Origin of the sequence: Polaromonas sp. JS666, assembly GCF_900103405.1 — a bacterium.
Taxonomy (GTDB): Bacteria; Pseudomonadota; Gammaproteobacteria; order Burkholderiales; family Burkholderiaceae_C; genus Polaromonas.
In genome coordinates this window covers 729,497-745,492 of sequence record NZ_FNHX01000002.1, presented here as the reverse complement: position 1 = coordinate 745,492, position 15,996 = coordinate 729,497, and the positions used below count along the sequence as shown (strand labels likewise).

Here is a 15,996-nt window from a genome sequence, read left to right as displayed (position 1 = left end):
TTTCCGCCGCATAATTGCATTTTTTCCGTGCACCCTGTTTTACTTTCTTCACCTTCCTTCCACGAAAGCGAGATGACATGACTGACCTGCAAAAACGTTCCCTGCTCAAGCTGGCGGCCCTGTCCGCAGTGGCTGCGGCGGCCCTGGTGGGTTGCGGCAAAAAGGAAGAGGCGGCACCGGCAGCTCCGGCCGCCGCGCCCGCAGCTGCGGCGCCGGCCGCCAAGGCCGAGCCCCTGAAGGTGGCGTTTGCCTACGTCGGCCCGGTGGGCGACGGCGGCTGGACCTATGCCCACGACAACGGCCGCAAGGCGGTGCAGCAGGCCTACGGCGACAAGGTCGTCACCAGCTTTGTCGAAAAAGTGCCCGAGTCGGCCGACGCCGAACGTGTGATCCGCGACATGGCGGCCCAGGGCAACAAGCTGATTTTCGGCACCACCTTCGGCTATATGGAGCCCATGCTCAAGGTCGCCGGCGACACCAAGGACGTCAAGTTCGAGCACGCCACCGGCTACAAGCAGGCCGACAACATGCGCACCTATGACAGCCGCACCTACGAAGGCGCCTACATGGCCGGCGTGATCGCCGGCAAGATGAGCAAAACCGGCACGCTGGGCGTGGTCGGCTCGGTGCCGATTCCCGAGGTGGTGCGCAACATCAACAGCTTCACGCTGGGTGCGCAGTCGGTCAACCCCAAGGTCAAGACCAAGGTGGTGTGGGTCAACGAATGGTTCAACCCGCCCAAGGAAACCGAAGCGGCCACCGCCCTGATCAACGGCGGCGCCGACGTGCTGTTCCAGAACACCGATTCCTCCGCCGTGCTGCAGACCGCCGAAAAAATGGGCAAACGCGCCTTCGGCTGGGATTCCGACATGACCGCCTACGGCCCCAAGGCCCACCTGGCCTCGGCCATCATCAACTGGGGCCCTTACTACGTGAAGGCCGTGGGTGAGGCGCTCGAAGGCAAATGGAAAGGCAACACCGCCTCCTGGTGGGGCGTCAAGGAAGGCGCGATCGACATCGTGTCGATTGCCGCCGACGTGCCCGACGACACCAAAAAGCGCATCGACGAAGTCAAGGCCGGCCTGAAGGACGGCAGCTTCTCGATCTGGAAAGGCCCGATCACCGACAACACCGGCAAGGAACTGCTGGCCAAAGACGTGGTGGCCGACGACAAATTCCTGGGCGGCCTGAAGACTTACGTCAAGGGCGTTGAGGGCAAGGTGCCCGGCAACTGATGCGTCTTTCACCCCCTCTCCTTCGGGAGAGGGGATGGATCCGGATTCGGCTGCCTCCAGGCAGCCTTTTGTTTTTCAGGGAGCCGATATGTCTTTTTCCGTGAAACCCGTGGCCGCTGACCGCCTGCCCGAGCTGCTCAGGCGCATGCCCAAGGCCGAGCTGCACATGCACATCGAGGGCTCGCTGGAGCCCGAGCTGATCTTCGCGCTGGCCAGCCGCAACAATGTCTCGATTCCCTACGCCAGCGTCGAAGAACTGCGCAACGCCTACGCCTTCACCAACCTGCAGAGTTTTCTCGACATTTATTACGCCGGCGCCAGCGTGCTGATCACCGAGCAGGATTTTTACGACATGGCCCAGGCCTACCTGCGCAAGGCGGCTGCCGACAACGTGCTGCACACCGAGATGTTTTTTGACCCGCAGACCCACACAGCGCGCGGCGTCAGCATGGCCACCGTCGTCAATGGACTGCACCGCGCCTGCGTGGATGCACAGGCCGAATTCGGCGTCAGCGCCTCGCTGATCCTGTGCTTTTTGCGCCACCTGAGCGAGGAAGACGCGTTCGAGACGCTGGAGCAGGCCTTGCCGTTCCGGGACAAATTTATCGGCATAGGCTTGGACTCGGGCGAGGTCGGCAACCCGCCCGAAAAATTCGCGCGCGTGTTTGCGCGCTGCCGCGAGCTGGGCTTTCACCTGGTGGCCCATGCGGGCGAGGAGGGCCCGCCCGAATATGTCTGGACGGCGCTCGATGTGCTCAAGGTCGAGCGCGTCGACCACGGCGTGCGTTCCAGCCGCGATGCAGCGCTGATGCGGCGCCTGGCGCAAGACCGCATTCCGCTCACGGTGTGCCCGCTGTCCAACCTCAAGCTCTGCGTGTTCCCCGACCTGGCCAGCCACAACCTGCGCGAACTGCTGGACGCCGGCCTGGCCGCCACCGTCAATTCCGACGACCCGGCCTACTTCGGCGGCTACATGAACGAGAACTTCACGCAGACCTTCGCGGCCACCGGCATGGATGTGCGCCATGCCTACACGCTGGCGCGCAACAGCTTTGAGGCGAGTTTTATCGACGCCTCGGCCAAGGCGCGTTATGTGGACCGCCTCAACGAAAGCTTTGAGCACTTCAGTTAGGGGTCACGGGGTTATTCCCGCCGCCGGCTGTCCCGGCGGCGGCCCAAACGTATGATCCGGGTAGAACCCTAGAGCAAGCAAGGATCCCGGGCATGGCCTCCACATCGCAGCCGCATCAAGAGTCTTCCCCCGCGCCGCACGGCGCCTGGCCCATCGCGCTGGCCGGGCTGGTGGCACTGGCCGTGGCCATGGGCATAGGGCGTTTTGCTTTCACGCCGCTTTTGCCCATGATGCTCAGCGACGGCGTGGTTGACCTGCCTACGGCCAGCTGGCTGGCCAGCGCCAACTACTTCGGCTACATGCTGGGCGCGATTCTCTGCACCTTGCAGCCCTGGCTGTGGTCGCGCTTCAAGGGGCTGCCTTCGCTGGCGTATTCCTCGCTGGTGCGCGCCGGGCTGCTCGCCACGGGCGTGCTCACGCTGGCCATGGGCTGGCACTTCCCGGCCGCGTGGCCGTTGCTGCGTTTTGCGGCGGGCGTGACCAGCGCGGTGGTGTTTGTGTTCACTTCGGGCTGGTGTCTCTCGCAGCTGGCCAGGCGCGGTGTGCCCGCGATGGGCGGCATTATTTATGTGGGCCCGGGCGCCGGCATTGTGCTCAGCGGCCTGTTCGCCACCGGCATGGTGGCTTGGCACTGGACGGCCGCCACGGGCTGGATGCTGTTTGGCGTCTTGTCCTTTGTGCTGGCGGCCCTGGTCTGGCATGTGCTGCGTGGTGGCGACGAGCGCCTTGTCGCGCTGGCGCCGCGCGCCGCCGCCTCGGCCGGCGCGACGCCCCGGCACGGCCAGGCCGAAATGACGCTGCTGACGCTGGCCTACGGCCTGGCGGGTTTCGGCTACATCATCACCGCCACTTTTTTGCCGGTGATCGCGCGCGCGGCGCTGCCGGGTTCAGCCTGGCTGGACATGTTCTGGCCCATCTTCGGCCTGGGCGTGATGCTGGGCGCGCTGCTGGCCACGCGATTGCCGCCGGGCAAGGACTTTCGCCTGCTGCTGGCGGGCTGTTATTTCCTGCAGGCCCTGGGCATCGCGGCCAGCCTCTGGAGTCCCAGCCTCGCGGGCTTTGCCATTGGCAGCCTGATGCTGGGCATCCCATTCACCGCCATCACCTTTTTTGCAATGCAGGAAGTGCGCCGTCTGAAACCCGCCACGGCCGCGAGTTTTATGGGCCTTTTGACCGCCACCTATGGCGTCGGCCAGATCCTGGGCCCGCCGCTGGTGGCCGTGCTGCTGCGCCACACGCCCAATGCGGGCGCGGGCTTTACGCTGTCGCTGGAGATTGCCGCCGCCACGCTGCTGCTGGGCGCCGGCCTCTACCTGTGGATGGCCAGGGCCTACCCGGTGCAGCCGGCGCTGCCGTCCGGCCAGACCGTTGCGGGAAAATAGGGCGCCTGGTTTCAGCCCGGGCCGGGCTGCTGCACCAGCGCCATGGCGAACTTGCCGCCGCCCACCGACCAGTCCGAGTAGTCGTTCTCGTGCATGAAGATAAACACATCGTCGGGCGCCACGCCGGCATTGGCTTTTAAATTGCGCGCGATGGCCGCGTAAAGCGCGCGTTTCATCGCATCGCTGCGGCCGCGCCGCAGCGTGATCTCCACGACCACCGGCCTATCCGAGCGCGCCATGCCGTTGAAAGTCGGGTCGAAGAAAAACTGTCCCGCGCCGTAGTCGCTCACCATGTTGAACAATTCGTCTTCGGGCATGCCTATGCTGTCGATCAGGGCCTGGTGTATGCCCATGACGATGCCTTGCCGATGCTCGGGGCTGGTGCTTTGGTGGACGTTGGTACGGATAAAAGGCATGTGATTTTTCCTCAATTTAAGTTGTTGCAGGCGAGCTGCCTGTTTTGCCAAGGTACTGCGAATTCTGCCGGGCAAGGTTGATCAGAAAAAACGATTTCTTGGCGCGTTCTATGTGCAATAAACTCACATCAATCATGAAGCGCCGCCTCCCACCCCTGAATGCCTTGCGCGCCTTTGAGGCCGCCGCCCGGCTGGGCCGCATGACGGCCGCCGCCGAGGAACTGTCGGTCACGCCGGGCGCCATCAGCCGGCAGGTGCGGCAGCTGGAGCAGGCGCTGGGCGTGGTGCTGTTCGAGGGCGCCAAAAACAAGCCGCAGCTGACGGCCGCCGGCGCCTCGCTGTGGCCGGCGCTGTCCGCCGCGCTGGACCAGATGGAAGCGGCCGTGCGCGAGGTGCGCAGCGACGAGGCCGGGACGCTGGACGTGTCCTGCTTCAGCACCTTCACCGTCAAATGGCTGATTCCGCGCCTGTACGGCTTTAACGCGCTGCACCCGGACACCGAGATCCGCCTCAGCGCGGCCGAGCATGCGCCGAACCTGGACCGCGACCGCTATGACCTCGTCATCACGGTGGCCGAACGCGGCAGCCAGGCCTCGCCCACCTTGCTGCCGCTGTTTGTGGAGCGCCTGGGGCCCGTCATGGCGCCCGCGTTGGCGGCCAGGGCGGCTGTGCGCCGGCCCCAGGACCTGGCCGGCCTGCCGCTGCTGCATACCAGCACGCGGCCCGACGCGTGGAGGGAGTGGTGCGCGTCGCGCGGCATTGACCTGGCGGTGCAGGCCGGCCCGGCCTTTGAGCACTACTACTTCACGCTGGAGGCCGCGGTGGGCGGGCTGGGCGTCTGCATTGCGCCCTGGCACCTGGTGATGGACGACCTGCGCGCCGGCCGCCTGGTGGCGCCGTTGGGCTTTGAGGAAAGCGCCTACCAGTACGTGGCCAGGCGCCGTGCCGGGCCGCATGCGCGGCTGGACAGCTTTTGCGGCTGGCTGCAGCAGCAGGCGCGCGAGATGCCTGTGCCCTGAGGCTTTGAGGCCGTAATCCGCCCGCAAATCCCCTGAAATCCCCCCATCCGGCTTGAACCGGTAAAATCAGGGGCTTCAGCGTGCTGCCCCGGCGCGCCCGCATCTGTTTATCTCCGGGGCCATGTAGAGGACCACCATGTATAAAAACCTCGCGCCCCCCGGTCTTTCGGCTTGTGTGGGCGCCTGTTTTATCTCCCCTGTTCAACTTCCTGTTTCGCACCGGCTGATGCCCGCGGCGGGCTGCGGCCGTGGCCGCGCGAAAGCCGCGCCATGAGCTACCAGGTCAAGGAAATTTTCTACACGCTGCAGGGCGAGGGCGCCAATGCCGGTCGGCCCGCGGTGTTCTGCCGCTTTGCGGGCTGCAACCTCTGGTCCGGCCGCGAGCAGGACCGCGCGAGCGCCGTCTGCAAATTTTGCGACACCGATTTTGTAGGCACCGACGGCACCCTGGGCGGCAAGTTTGCCGATGCCGACGCGCTGGCCCAGCAAATCGAAGCGCAGTGGCCGGCCGGCGACAGCGCCCACCGCTTTGTGGTCATGACGGGCGGCGAGCCGCTGCTGCAGGTCGATGCCGAATTGATTGCGGCCCTGCATGCGCGCGGTTTCCAGATTGCGGTCGAGACCAACGGCAGCATTGCCGCCCCTGAGGGCATCGACTGGATTTGCGTGAGCCCCAAAGCCGGTGCCCCCTGGGTGCAGCGCGCGGGCCAGGAACTCAAGCTGGTCTGGCCCCAGCCCAGTTTTGACCTGGCCGAGCTCGAAGCCGCCGACTTCACGCACCGCTACCTGCAGCCCATGGACAACCCGCAGCGGCAGCAAAACACCGAAACCTGCATACAGCTGTGCATGGAGCGCCCGGCCTGGCGGCTCAGCCTGCAGACCCACAAGATCACGGGCATCCGATGAAAAAGCTTCCCACGCCAGAACCCATGCGCTGCGAGATCAGCCAGACTTTTTACTTTGACGCGGCCCACACGCTCAAGCGCGCCATCGAGGCCGAAGGCAGCAAGCGCGTGCACGGCCATACCTACAACGCCGAGGTGTTTGTGGCCGGCGAACCCGACGCGGCCACCGGCATGGTCATGGACCTGGGCCTGGTGCGGCGCGAAATCGCCGTGCTGCGCGAGGAGCTGGACCACCACATGCTCGACGACGTGAAAGAGCTGGGACCGCCCACGCTGGAAAACCTCTGCCAGTTCATTTTCCGCAAGCTGGACGCCCGCCTGCCGGGGCTGACATCCGTGCGTGTCTGGCGCGCCTCGCTGGGTGACGGTTGCCGCGTGAGCCGCTGATACCCTTTATCGGGATTTGCATATCGTGGCGCGCACCTGCTGGGGTAACCTAGCCCCATGAAAGCCTACCGCGCCGCCCTCCTGTATTTCACCGGCCCCGCCCAGGCCGCCTATGAGGCCGACGGCCTGCTGGTGGTCGGCCCCGACGCGCAGGGCCGCCAGGTGGTGCAGGCCGTGGGCAGCTACCAGGCCCTGGCGCCGCGTTTTGCCGAGCTGCCTGTCGAACAGCTGCCGGGCCGCCTCATCGCGCCGGGTTTTGTGGACATGCACATCCACTACCCGCAGCTCGACGTGATCGGCTCGCCCGCCGAAGGCCTGCTGCCCTGGCTGGAAAATTACACCTTTCCCGAAGAAAGCCGCTTCTCGGCCGCCGGGCACAGCGCGCAGGCTGCCACTTTTTTCGTTGACGAGCTGCTGCGCAACGGCGTTACCACCGCACTGGCTTTTGCCACCTCGCATCCCGCGTCCGTCAACGCGCTGTTCAGCGAAGCGCAAAAGCGCAGCCTGCGCCTGATGACCGGCAAATGCCTGATGGACCAGAACTCGCCCGAGGGCGTGCGCGACGACACCGCGCAAAGCCTTATCGACACCGAAGCCCTGATCCAGCGCTGGCACGGCGTGGACCGCCTGGGCTATGCCATCACCCCGCGTTTTGTGCCCAGCTGCAGCGAGGCCCAGCTGCGCGGCGCCGGCGAGCTGGCCGCGAAATACCCCGACGTCTGGATACAGTCCCACGTCGCCGAGAACAAGGACGAGATCGCCTGGGTGCGGCAGCTGTACCCGAAGGCGCGCAGCTATTTGAGCGTGTACCAGCAGTTCGGCCTGCTGCGCCCGCGCGCCGTTTATGCCCACTGCATACATATCGACGACGAAGACCGCGCGCTGATGCGCGCCACCGGCACGGCGGCCGCCGTGAGCCCGACCAGCAACCTCTTCCTGGGCAGCGGCTTTTTTGACTACGAGGGCGCCGAGCGCATCGGTTATCCCTACGGCCTGGCCAGCGACGTGGGCGGCGGCACCTCCTTCAGTCCCTTCCACACCATGCTGGCCGCCTATTACGTGGGCCGCGAAGGGCAGACCAAGCCGGGCCTGTCGCTCTTGCCGCAGCAGCTGTGGTGGCAGCACACGGCGGGCGCGGCGCGCGCGTTGGGCCTGGAAGGCGTGGTCGGCAACCTGCAGCCCGGCTGCGAGGCCGATTTTCTGGTGCTCAACCCGCAGGCCACGCCGCTGCTGGCGCGCAAGACCGCGCTGGCCGACAACCTGGGCGAGCTGCTGTTCGCGCTGATCGTGCTGGGGGATGACCGGGTGGTGGAGCGCACCGTGATTTCGCAGGCTTTATAGCCGGCTCCCTGCCCCTGGGAGAGGGGGCGCCAACCTTGCCTACAATCGGGTCACAGTGAGGAGTTCCCCCGAATGAGCATCAAGAGCGATAAATGGATACGCCGCATGTCCGAGCAGCACGGCATGATCGAGCCTTTCGAACCCGGCCAGATCCGGCAGCGCGACGGCCACAAGATCATCAGCTACGGCACCAGCAGCTACGGCTACGACATCCGCTGCGCACCCGAGTTCAAGGTCTTCACCAACATCCACAGCACGGTGGTCGACCCCAAGAACTTCGATGAAAAAAGTTTTGTCGACTTCCACGGCGACAGCTGCATCATCCCGCCCAACAGCTTCGCGCTGGCCCGCACCGTCGAATACTTCCGCATCCCGCGCAATGTGCTGACCATCTGCCTGGGCAAAAGCACCTATGCGCGCTGCGGCATCATCGTCAACGTCACGCCCTTTGAGCCCGAATGGGAAGGTTATGTGACGCTGGAGTTCTCCAACACCACGCCGCTGCCCGCCAAGATCTACGCCGGCGAGGGCTGCGCCCAGGTGCTGTTCTTCGAGAGCGACAAGGACGACGTCTGCGAGGTCTCATACAAGGACCGCGGCGGCAAGTACCAGGGGCAGGTTGGGGTGACGCTGCCCAAGGCTTAAACAGGCCGGGGGGCGCTGGCCGCGCGCGGGCGGCCTCTATTTGACCAGCAGCACCGGGACATCACTCTCCGCGACCACACGCTGGGCCACGCTGCCGATCAGCGCGCGGCTCAGCAAACCCTGGCCGTGCGTGCCCATGACGATGAGGTGGGCCTTTTCGCGTTTGGCGGCGCGCAGGATTTCGTCGGTGGGCGTGCCGACCACGGCAACGGTCTTGAAGGACAGCTTGTGGCGCTTGAGGAAGCGTTCTATGGGCGCCAGCACTTTTTGCGACTCTTCGGCATGGTAGGCCTTGACGTTGGCCGATCCCAGCATGCTTTTGACGCGGCCCGGCACGGGCGCCTGCACATTGACCACCACCACCTCGCCTTCGGCGCCGGCGAGGTCTTCATGGTTGACCAGGAAGGCCAGGGCTTTTTTGGTGTACTTGCTGCCGTCGGCAGCGAACAGAATCTTCATGGTGTTACCTCCGGTGTGGATGGGCCAGCGTAACACCGGCATCGCAATTCCGGTGTAGGTGAGCGCCTGCTTGCGCTCGACGTTCAGGCCAGCGCCGTGCGCGCCGCGGCCAAATCCCAGCCCGCCCAACCGCAGCTTTTGAAGAGCACCGGCCCGTCGGGCTTTTTCATGTCCTGGCGTATCACTTCGCCCAGGCTGGCGAAGCGGGCCACGTCCAGGCCGGCCTGCAGCAGGTCGCCGGCCTCATGCACGGCGTCGGGGGTGTCGACCAGCACGCTGCCCTGCGCCGCGACGTACTGGCACAACGCGGCGCTGAGCTCCACCATGGCCGGCGTATAGGCGCCCACGGCGCTGATAAAACCGTCGTCGCGCGGCAGGGCGCTGAGCACCACGCCGCCGGCGGGCGTGCAGGTGGCGGCCAGCGGGCAGTCGGCCAGCGCGGCATCGGCGTCGGGCACGACGCGGCCGTTCAGGCCCAGCGATTGCGCGTGCTGCGCCAGGGCCTGGGCGCTGGCGTGGCTGCGCGAGGTGATGCGGAAGTCGCGCACGCCCAGGCCCTGGGCAAAGGCTTCGAGATGCGCCACGCCCTGCACGCCGGCGCCAACGATCAGCATGGGCCCGCGGGTGTTGGGCGCCAGCCGCTGCGCGGCCAGCAAGGAGACGGCGGCGGTGCGCCTGGCGGTGACGGTGGGGCCGTCCAGCATTAGCCGGCGCCGGCCGGTGGCCACGTCAAACACCACCACGTCGCCCTGGATGGCGGGCAGGCCGCTGCCGGCGTTGGCAGGGGTCAGGGTGATGAGCTTGGCGATCGCGGTGCGGGCGTCCAGCGCCGGCATCACGAACAGGCTGCCGCCGCCCGGCAGGGGCTGCACCACCCGCTGCGGGACCTTGACCGACTCGTCCTTGAGCAGGCGTATGAGTTCGGTGACCAGCAGCGGGTAGGGTAGCCGCGCGGCGGTCTGTCCGGCGTCCAGCGAGGTGGGATACGGATGGAGCGTCATGCCTGCGATGGTAAGCGGGAAGGCCCGCGAAGTGGTGGAGGGGCCGGCGCGCGGCCAAATGTCACGAGAGGTTTTTATCCTACAGCGGGACGGGCAAGGCGCCGAATGGACTATTGCCAGCCCGCCCTAGCATGGTGTAACCAACGGGGAGGTTGCCATGTTTTCTGTGCATTTGAGGAAGTTCGACGAGCTGCCCTACAAGACGCTGCTGATGGTCGCGGCGGGCCTGGTGATCCTGTGCCAGCTGGCCGCCATGGCCTTTGTGGCGGATTCGCAGGTAACAAAGGCCAAGGTGCGCGATGAGCAGCGGCGGGCCGAGCTGGTGGTGATCGCGCATTGCATGGAAACCAGCGCGGGCGCCGCGCGCCATAGCTGCATCCAGCAGGCCCGCGTCGTCGCCGGCGCATCGCCGCCGCCCGCCGCCGAGGGCGCGCCCAAGGCGCCGGCTTTTGCCGAAGCCTCGGCTTCCGCGGGCAGCGTGATGCCGGCCCACCCGGCGCGCTCAGCCCAGGGTTTGATGGCCGCGTCGTTTGCCATTCGTTAGGGCCTGTTAACAGGCCCTGCTTGTCAGGCCCGCGTAGGGCCTGCGCGGTTAGCATGGGTGATGCCACCGTCACGCCCTCTTTCCCGCCTCTACCAGCCGCGCAACCCGCTGTTCTGGCTGATGCTCACGCTCAATGGCCTGTCGCCGCTGCTGGCCTGGGTGGTGCACAACCACCCCTTGACCGCCTGGGCCACGCTGCTGCTCACCGGTTTTGCGCTGGGCAACGCCATCCTCGGCACTTTTTTGCTGTGGCGATTGCTGCGCGACGAACCCGCCGCGCCCGCGCGGGATTCCGGCACGCGGGACGACACCTTGGCTAGCTGACGGCCCCCGCGCCCTTGGCAATGTCGCGCGGTGTGGCCAGCGCGGCTGCCACGGCCAGCCGCAGCCCGCGCACGATCTCCTCCAGCGGCATGCTGGGCGCGCCCTGTTCGGGCAGGTAGGGCACATGGATAAAACCGCCGCGCGTGCGCTTGAAGCCGCGCCGGGTGGCCAGCGCGTGCATGAGCGCATAAAACACGTGGTTGCAGACAAAAGTGCCCGCCGTCTGCGAGACCTCGGCCGCCACGCCCGCGGCTTGCAGCGCCTGCAGCATGGCCTTGATGGGCAGGCTGCTGAAATAGGCCGCGGGCCCGCCGGCCACCACCGGGGTGTCCACGGGCTGCGCGCCGATGTTGTCGGGGATGCGCGCGTCGTTGACGTTGATGGCGATGCGTTCCAGCGAGATCGCGCCGCGCCCGCCGGCCTGGCCCACGCAGACCACCAGCGCCGGCTTGTGCAGCTGGAGCAGCCGCGTGAGTTCGTCCACCGATGCCTGGAACACGGTGGGCAGCTGCGCCGCCACCACGAGGTGGCCGCCTATGCGCTTGCCGTGCAGCGCCTTCACCGCCAGCCAGCTGGGGTTCAGGGGCTGGCCGCTGTGGCCGGTGTCGCCAAAGGGGTCAAAACCGGTCAGCAGCACGCGGGGAAGGGAAGCGGTGAGTGTGGAGGAAGAGGGCATGCGGCCATTGTGAGCGAAGGCGGCTTTTTGGCTACCATGGCCCGATGAACAACACCCCCTCGCACCCGGACATTCCCGCGCTGGTCGCCGACCTGGCCCGCGCCCGCCTTGAAGCCCGACCGCTGCCCTGGCCCGCCACCGTGCCGGCCGACGTGCCGCTGGCCTATGCCACCGCGCTGGCCGTGCGCGCCGCGCGCAGCGAGCAAGGCGACGCGCCGGTCGGCTACAAGGTCGGCTTTACCAACCGCACCATCTGGCCGCGTTATGGGGTCTACGGGCCCATCTGGGGCACGGTGTGGCGCAGCAGCCTGGTGCAGATTGATGCCGCCGCGCCCAATGAGGGCGTGATCTCGATCAAGGGCTTGTGCGAGCCGCGCATAGAGCCCGAGGTGGTGTTCGGCCTGCGCGAGGCGCCGCCGCCCGATTGCACGGCCGCGCAGCTGGTGGCGGCGATCGCCTGGGTGGCGCACGGCTATGAAATCGTGCACACGCATTTCCCGGGCTGGAAGTTCAGCGCCGCGCAGGCCGTGGCAGACGGCGGCCTGCACGGCCGGCTGCTGGTGGGCCATACGGTGGCGCTGCCCGCCGCAACGGAACCCGAGGCGCTGATAGACGCGCTGGCCGGCCTGCGGCTCAAGCTGTATGCCGACGGTGTGCTCAAGGACCAGGGCGTGGGCGCCAATGTGCTGGATGGCCCGGTGCAGGCCTTGCTGCATTTTGTGCGCGAGCTGCGCGCCACGCCGGGCGCGCCGGCTTTGCGGGCCGGCGATCTCATCACCACCGGCACGCTGACCGACGCCTGGCCGGTGCAGGCCGGGCAGCGCTGGCATACCGAGATAGCAGCGGACGGCCCGCTGGCCGGCGCGCTCAAGGGGCTGGCGGTCCGGTTCGAGTAATCGGCGCGCTATTTTTTGATCACGGCGCCGGTTTTTTCGTCGAACTTCACGACGCGCACCTGGCCGTTCTGGCCCGGGAAGTCGTCGAACACCGCGCGCACCAGGTAGGGCACGACCAGCGGCAGGTCGCCGCTGCCGCCTTCGTAAATGGCACGCGATTCAAACACCGTGCGCGGCGGCTTGCCGGGTGGTGTGCCCTGGGTGTCGAGCAGGCGCAGGCGCAGGCTGTTGGTGTAAACCGTCACATTGACCGGCCGGTCGCCCACGTAGCGCGGCCCGAAGGGGTCGGGCACCCAGCCGCCGCCGTAGAGGCGGCCCGCGGCGTCGCGGTAGGGCGGCAGGAACACCATGTTGTCCTGGTAGACCGGCTGCAGCCAGGTTTTTTCCTCGCTACGGCTGCTGGCCGCCACGTCGACCTGCAGGCGGCCGGCCTGGCCTTCTGGCGCGCGTTTGAGGCCGCGTTTTTCGAGTTCGGCCTGCACATAACCTTCGTAAGTGGCTTGCTCCAGCTGCCGCGTGGTGTCCATGGGCGTGATGTAGCTGAAGGTGCTGCCCGCCGCGTCGGCGGGCCACTGGTTGAAACTGGTCACGCGGGTGGTGATGGGGCTGGCGCAGGCCGTGAGCAGCATGGCCAGCAGCAGCGCCAGGGCCAGGCGCGGCGAGCGGAACAACAGGGACGACACGGCGCCGGCGCTGCGCTGCGGGCCGCGGCCTGTGGGCGAGGAAAGGGCAAAAGTGTTCATGGGAAATGGATACACCGGGGTTCAATTTTGTTCCGCGGCGGGTGCGCCGCTCAAGTAAAGTCGGCGCATGTGCTGACACGCGCCCGGGGCATTGCGGCGGTGCCTGCCCGGCGGACGCCAACAAGTATTGCACGGTAAGTGCATTGGACAAGGGGAAGATCATGAAATGGGAAGGCAATCGCGAATCCGACAACGTCGAAGACCGGCGTGATGACGGCGGCGGGGGTGGCGGCGGCTTCGGTTTTGGCGGGCGCAGCATAGGCATTGGCACCATCGTGGTGGCCCTGGTCGGCGGCTGGATCTTCGGCATCAACCCGCTGACCATCCTGGGCCTGCTCAGCGGTGGCGGGCCGCCGGCCCAGGTGCAGCAGCAGGGGCCGGCCCACAAGCCGCCGGCCGACGACCGCATGGCGAAGTTTGTTTCCACCGTGCTGGCCGACACCGAAGACGTCTGGACCGACGTGTTTGCCAAGGGCGGCGCCACTTACAAAAAACCCCGGCTGGTGCTGTTCCGCGGCGCCACGCCCACGGCCTGCGGCCAGGGCCAGGCGGCCATGGGGCCGTTTTATTGCCCGGGCGACCAGAAGGTCTACATCGACCTCGGTTTTTACGAAACCCTGCGCAGCCGCCTGGGCGCGCCCGGCGACTTCGCCCAGGCTTATGTGATTGCCCACGAGGTGGGCCACCATGTGCAGAATCTGCTGGGCATCAGCGCCAAGATGGAGCAGATGCGCGGCCGCGTCAGCAAGGTTGAATACAACGCGCTCAGCGTGCGGCTGGAACTGCAGGCCGACTGTTTTGCCGGGGTCTGGGCGCACAACGCGCAGAACGCCCGCCAGATCCTGGAGCAGGGCGACGTCGAGGAAGCCATGAATGCGGCCGCCAAAATCGGCGATGACGCCCTGCAGCGCGCCGGCGGCGGCGCGGTGGTGCCCGAAAGCTTTACCCACGGCACCAGCGCCCAGCGCCAGCGCTGGTTCGATACCGGCTTTAAGACCGGCAGCGTCAAGGCCTGCGACACCTTTAGTACCCGGAATTTATAGCCTGTCTGGCCGGATTCATTGACTGGCGGGGATTGATAGCTATAAGATTAATAGCAATTTGCCACCGCAAGCGGCCCGGGCGCCGGGCCCCCGGCAGGCCCTGAAACCGCGAATCCCCGGCAAAACCAGCCAATGGGCCCAAAGTGCGACAATACGGGGCTGAGGAAGCCCTGCACAAGCCCTGCCGCGCGGTCGAGATCGCGCGGACCCGGGCGGTCTGCGGTGTTACCTTTCCCGCCAACGGCTGTGCTGTTGGCCGCACGCGCGCCCAGGCAACCCCATCCCCCGATACGCGCGCTACCACCGACAGAGATACCCGCAAGCGTTACGCAGAGCTTTCTTATGACATCCTCTTTTTCGAATCTTTCGCTGGCTGAACCGCTGGCCCGCGCCGTCGCCGAAATGGGCTACGAGACCATGACCCCCATCCAGGAGCAGGCCATTCCGGTCGTGCTGCAGGGCCGGGACGTGATGGGCGCCGCGCAGACCGGTACCGGCAAGACCGCCGCTTTTTCGCTGCCGCTGCTGCAGCGCATGATGAAGCACGAAAACCCCTCGACCTCGCCCGCACGCCACCCGGTGCGTGCGCTGGTGCTGCTGCCCACGCGCGAACTCGCGGTGCAGGTGGCCCAGCAGGTCGAGCTGTACGCCAAGTACACCAACCTGCGCAGCACCGTGGTGTTCGGCGGCATGGACATGAAGCCGCAGACGGCCGAGCTCAAAAAAGGCGTGGAAGTGCTGGTGGCCACGCCGGGCCGCCTGCTGGACCACATCGAAGCCAAGAACGCGGTGCTCAACCAGGTCGAGTACGTGGTGCTCGACGAAGCCGACCGCATGCTGGACATCGGTTTCCTGCCCGACCTGCAGCGCATCCTGAGCTACCTGCCCAAGCAGCGCATCACCTTGCTGTTCTCGGCCACCTTCTCGCCCGAAATCAAGCGCCTGGCCTCCAGCTACTTGCAGGACCCGGTCACCATCGAGGTGGCGCGCTCCAATGCCACGGCTTCTACTGTCGAGCAGCATTTCTACAGCGTGGGCGCTGACGACAAGCGCCGCGCGCTGCACCAGATCCTCAAAGAGCGCGGCATGAAGCAGGCCTTTGTGTTCGTCAACAGCAAGCTGGGCTGCGCGCGCCTGGCCCGCTCGCTGGAGCGCGAGGGCCTGAAGACTGCCGCACTGCACGGCGACAAGAGCCAGGACGAGCGCCTCAAGGCCCTGGAAGCCTTCAAGAAGGGCGAAGTCGACTTGCTGGTCTGCACCGACGTGGCCGCCCGCGGCCTGGACATCAAGGACGTGCCGGCGGTGTTCAACTTCGACGTGCCTTTTAATGCCGAAGACTATGTGCACCGCATCGGCCGCACCGGCCGCGCCGGCGCCTCGGGCCTGGCCGTGAGTTTTGTGGCCAGCAGCGACAACCGCCTGGTGGCCGATATCGAGAAACTGATCAAGACCAAGATCGAACTCGAGCCCCTCGAATTCGACGAAGACCGCCCGCGCATCAAGGAGCAGGGCCGCATCAACGACGGCCGCCGCATGTACCGCGAAGGCGAGGACGGCGGCAGCCCGCGCGAGGCACGCCAGCCGCGCGAGCGCCGCGAATACACGCCGCACCGCCAGCCGGCCGCGCCGCGCGACCCCTTCTTCGACCAGCCCTACGAACCGACGGCCGCGCCCGACGCCCAGCCCGCCTGGGAAGCCGCCGCCAAGGCTGCCCCCGCGCGCAGCGGCGTGTCGGCCAACATCAAGCCCAAGAAAAAAGTCGCGGCGCTGTTCAAGACCCAGTCCACGGTCTGAACCGCGGCTTCAAAACCGCCCCGCCGTCGGTCCAAGCCTACGGCGGCTAGAGGG

The 15,996-nt window shown here is 66.7% G+C and carries 18 protein-coding genes; 13 read left to right on the top strand and 5 right to left on the bottom strand.

Going from position 1 to position 15,996, the window contains the following annotated elements; genetic code table 11:
* Positions 1 to 77 precede the first annotated feature (77 nt).
* From BLQ85_RS07945 to BLQ85_RS07935, 3 genes are all read left to right on the top strand, one after another.
* Positions 78 to 1,235, top strand: a complete 1,158-nt coding sequence (locus BLQ85_RS07945; protein ID WP_074575754.1) for a BMP family ABC transporter substrate-binding protein — start codon at positions 78 to 80, stop codon at positions 1,233 to 1,235.
* An 88-nt stretch (positions 1,236 to 1,323) separates the two neighbouring features.
* Entirely contained in the window at positions 1,324 to 2,367 is a 1,044-nt protein-coding gene (locus tag BLQ85_RS07940) for an adenosine deaminase (protein WP_074575753.1), read from the top strand.
* A gap of 92 nt (positions 2,368 to 2,459) precedes the next feature.
* Positions 2,460 to 3,749, top strand: coding sequence for a YbfB/YjiJ family MFS transporter (locus tag BLQ85_RS07935; protein WP_074575752.1), 1,290 nt, complete (start codon positions 2,460 to 2,462; stop codon positions 3,747 to 3,749).
* A gap of 11 nt (positions 3,750 to 3,760) precedes the next feature.
* Here the strand turns inward: BLQ85_RS07935 and BLQ85_RS07930 are convergent, their stop codons facing one another.
* Positions 3,761 to 4,165 (bottom strand): tautomerase family protein, encoded by a 405-nt coding sequence (locus BLQ85_RS07930; protein ID WP_074575751.1) that lies wholly within the window; start codon positions 4,163 to 4,165, stop codon positions 3,761 to 3,763.
* A gap of 134 nt (positions 4,166 to 4,299) precedes the next feature.
* On the opposite strand from BLQ85_RS07930, the gene BLQ85_RS07925 reads away from it, so the two are divergent.
* From BLQ85_RS07925 to dcd, 5 genes are all read left to right on the top strand, one after another.
* The gene (locus BLQ85_RS07925; RefSeq protein ID WP_074575750.1) at positions 4,300 to 5,184 is read left to right on the top strand and encodes a LysR substrate-binding domain-containing protein; all 885 of its coding nucleotides are present in this window, start codon (positions 4,300 to 4,302) and stop codon (positions 5,182 to 5,184) included.
* 270 nt (positions 5,185 to 5,454) lie between these two features.
* On the top strand, positions 5,455 to 6,090 hold the full coding sequence (gene queE / locus BLQ85_RS07920; protein ID WP_074575749.1) for a 7-carboxy-7-deazaguanine synthase: 636 nt from the start codon (positions 5,455 to 5,457) through the stop codon (positions 6,088 to 6,090).
* A 23-nt stretch (positions 6,091 to 6,113) separates the two neighbouring features.
* Complete coding sequence (locus tag BLQ85_RS07915) at positions 6,114 to 6,476, top strand: 6-pyruvoyl trahydropterin synthase family protein (RefSeq protein WP_074575875.1); 363 nt, start codon at positions 6,114 to 6,116, stop codon at positions 6,474 to 6,476.
* 57 nt (positions 6,477 to 6,533) lie between these two features.
* Positions 6,534 to 7,817: a guanine deaminase gene (guaD, locus tag BLQ85_RS07910; RefSeq protein ID WP_074575748.1), complete on the top strand. Its 1,284-nt coding sequence runs from the start codon at positions 6,534 to 6,536 to the stop codon at positions 7,815 to 7,817.
* Between the two features lie 72 nt (positions 7,818 to 7,889).
* Positions 7,890 to 8,462 carry a dCTP deaminase gene (gene dcd / locus BLQ85_RS07905; protein WP_007866203.1) on the top strand — a complete coding sequence of 191 codons (573 nt, stop codon included), beginning with the start codon at positions 7,890 to 7,892 and terminating at the stop codon, positions 8,460 to 8,462.
* A gap of 36 nt (positions 8,463 to 8,498) precedes the next feature.
* Here the strand turns inward: dcd and BLQ85_RS07900 are convergent, their stop codons facing one another.
* Together BLQ85_RS07900 and BLQ85_RS07895 are read right to left on the bottom strand one after the other, a co-directional pair.
* Positions 8,499 to 8,921 carry a universal stress protein gene (locus BLQ85_RS07900; protein ID WP_074575874.1) on the bottom strand — a complete coding sequence of 141 codons (423 nt, stop codon included), beginning with the start codon at positions 8,919 to 8,921 and terminating at the stop codon, positions 8,499 to 8,501.
* Between the two features lie 83 nt (positions 8,922 to 9,004).
* Positions 9,005 to 9,922: a delta(1)-pyrroline-2-carboxylate reductase family protein gene (locus tag BLQ85_RS07895; protein WP_074575747.1), complete on the bottom strand. Its 918-nt coding sequence runs from the start codon at positions 9,920 to 9,922 to the stop codon at positions 9,005 to 9,007.
* Between the two features lie 157 nt (positions 9,923 to 10,079).
* On the opposite strand from BLQ85_RS07895, the gene BLQ85_RS07890 reads away from it, so the two are divergent.
* Positions 10,080 to 10,466: a hypothetical protein gene (locus BLQ85_RS07890; protein WP_074575746.1), complete on the top strand. Its 387-nt coding sequence runs from the start codon at positions 10,080 to 10,082 to the stop codon at positions 10,464 to 10,466.
* 60 nt (positions 10,467 to 10,526) lie between these two features.
* The gene (locus tag BLQ85_RS07885; protein WP_074575745.1) at positions 10,527 to 10,790 is read left to right on the top strand and encodes a hypothetical protein; all 264 of its coding nucleotides are present in this window, start codon (positions 10,527 to 10,529) and stop codon (positions 10,788 to 10,790) included.
* Here the strand turns inward: BLQ85_RS07885 and pcp are convergent.
* Positions 10,783 to 11,466, bottom strand: a complete 684-nt coding sequence (gene pcp, locus BLQ85_RS07880; protein ID WP_074575744.1) for a pyroglutamyl-peptidase I — start codon at positions 11,464 to 11,466, stop codon at positions 10,783 to 10,785. The two genes, BLQ85_RS07885 and pcp, sit on opposite strands and share 8 nt — an antisense overlap.
* Before the next feature lie 44 nt (positions 11,467 to 11,510).
* Between pcp and BLQ85_RS07875 the strand changes: the two genes are divergently transcribed.
* Entirely contained in the window at positions 11,511 to 12,362 is an 852-nt protein-coding gene (locus tag BLQ85_RS07875; RefSeq protein WP_074575743.1) for a 2-keto-4-pentenoate hydratase, read from the top strand.
* An 8-nt stretch (positions 12,363 to 12,370) separates the two neighbouring features.
* Here the strand turns inward: BLQ85_RS07875 and BLQ85_RS07870 are convergent, their stop codons facing one another.
* The gene (locus tag BLQ85_RS07870; RefSeq protein WP_074575742.1) at positions 12,371 to 13,105 is read right to left on the bottom strand and encodes a DUF4136 domain-containing protein; all 735 of its coding nucleotides are present in this window, start codon (positions 13,103 to 13,105) and stop codon (positions 12,371 to 12,373) included.
* 161 nt (positions 13,106 to 13,266) lie between these two features.
* Here BLQ85_RS07870 and BLQ85_RS07865 point away from each other — a divergent pair, with 161 nt between their 5' ends.
* Together BLQ85_RS07865 and BLQ85_RS07860 are read left to right on the top strand one after the other, a co-directional pair.
* Positions 13,267 to 14,148, top strand: coding sequence for a KPN_02809 family neutral zinc metallopeptidase (locus tag BLQ85_RS07865; protein ID WP_074575741.1), 882 nt, complete (start codon positions 13,267 to 13,269; stop codon positions 14,146 to 14,148).
* A gap of 342 nt (positions 14,149 to 14,490) precedes the next feature.
* Complete coding sequence (locus BLQ85_RS07860; protein WP_074575740.1) at positions 14,491 to 15,942, top strand: DEAD/DEAH box helicase; 1,452 nt, start codon at positions 14,491 to 14,493, stop codon at positions 15,940 to 15,942.
* Positions 15,943 to 15,996 lie beyond the last annotated feature (54 nt).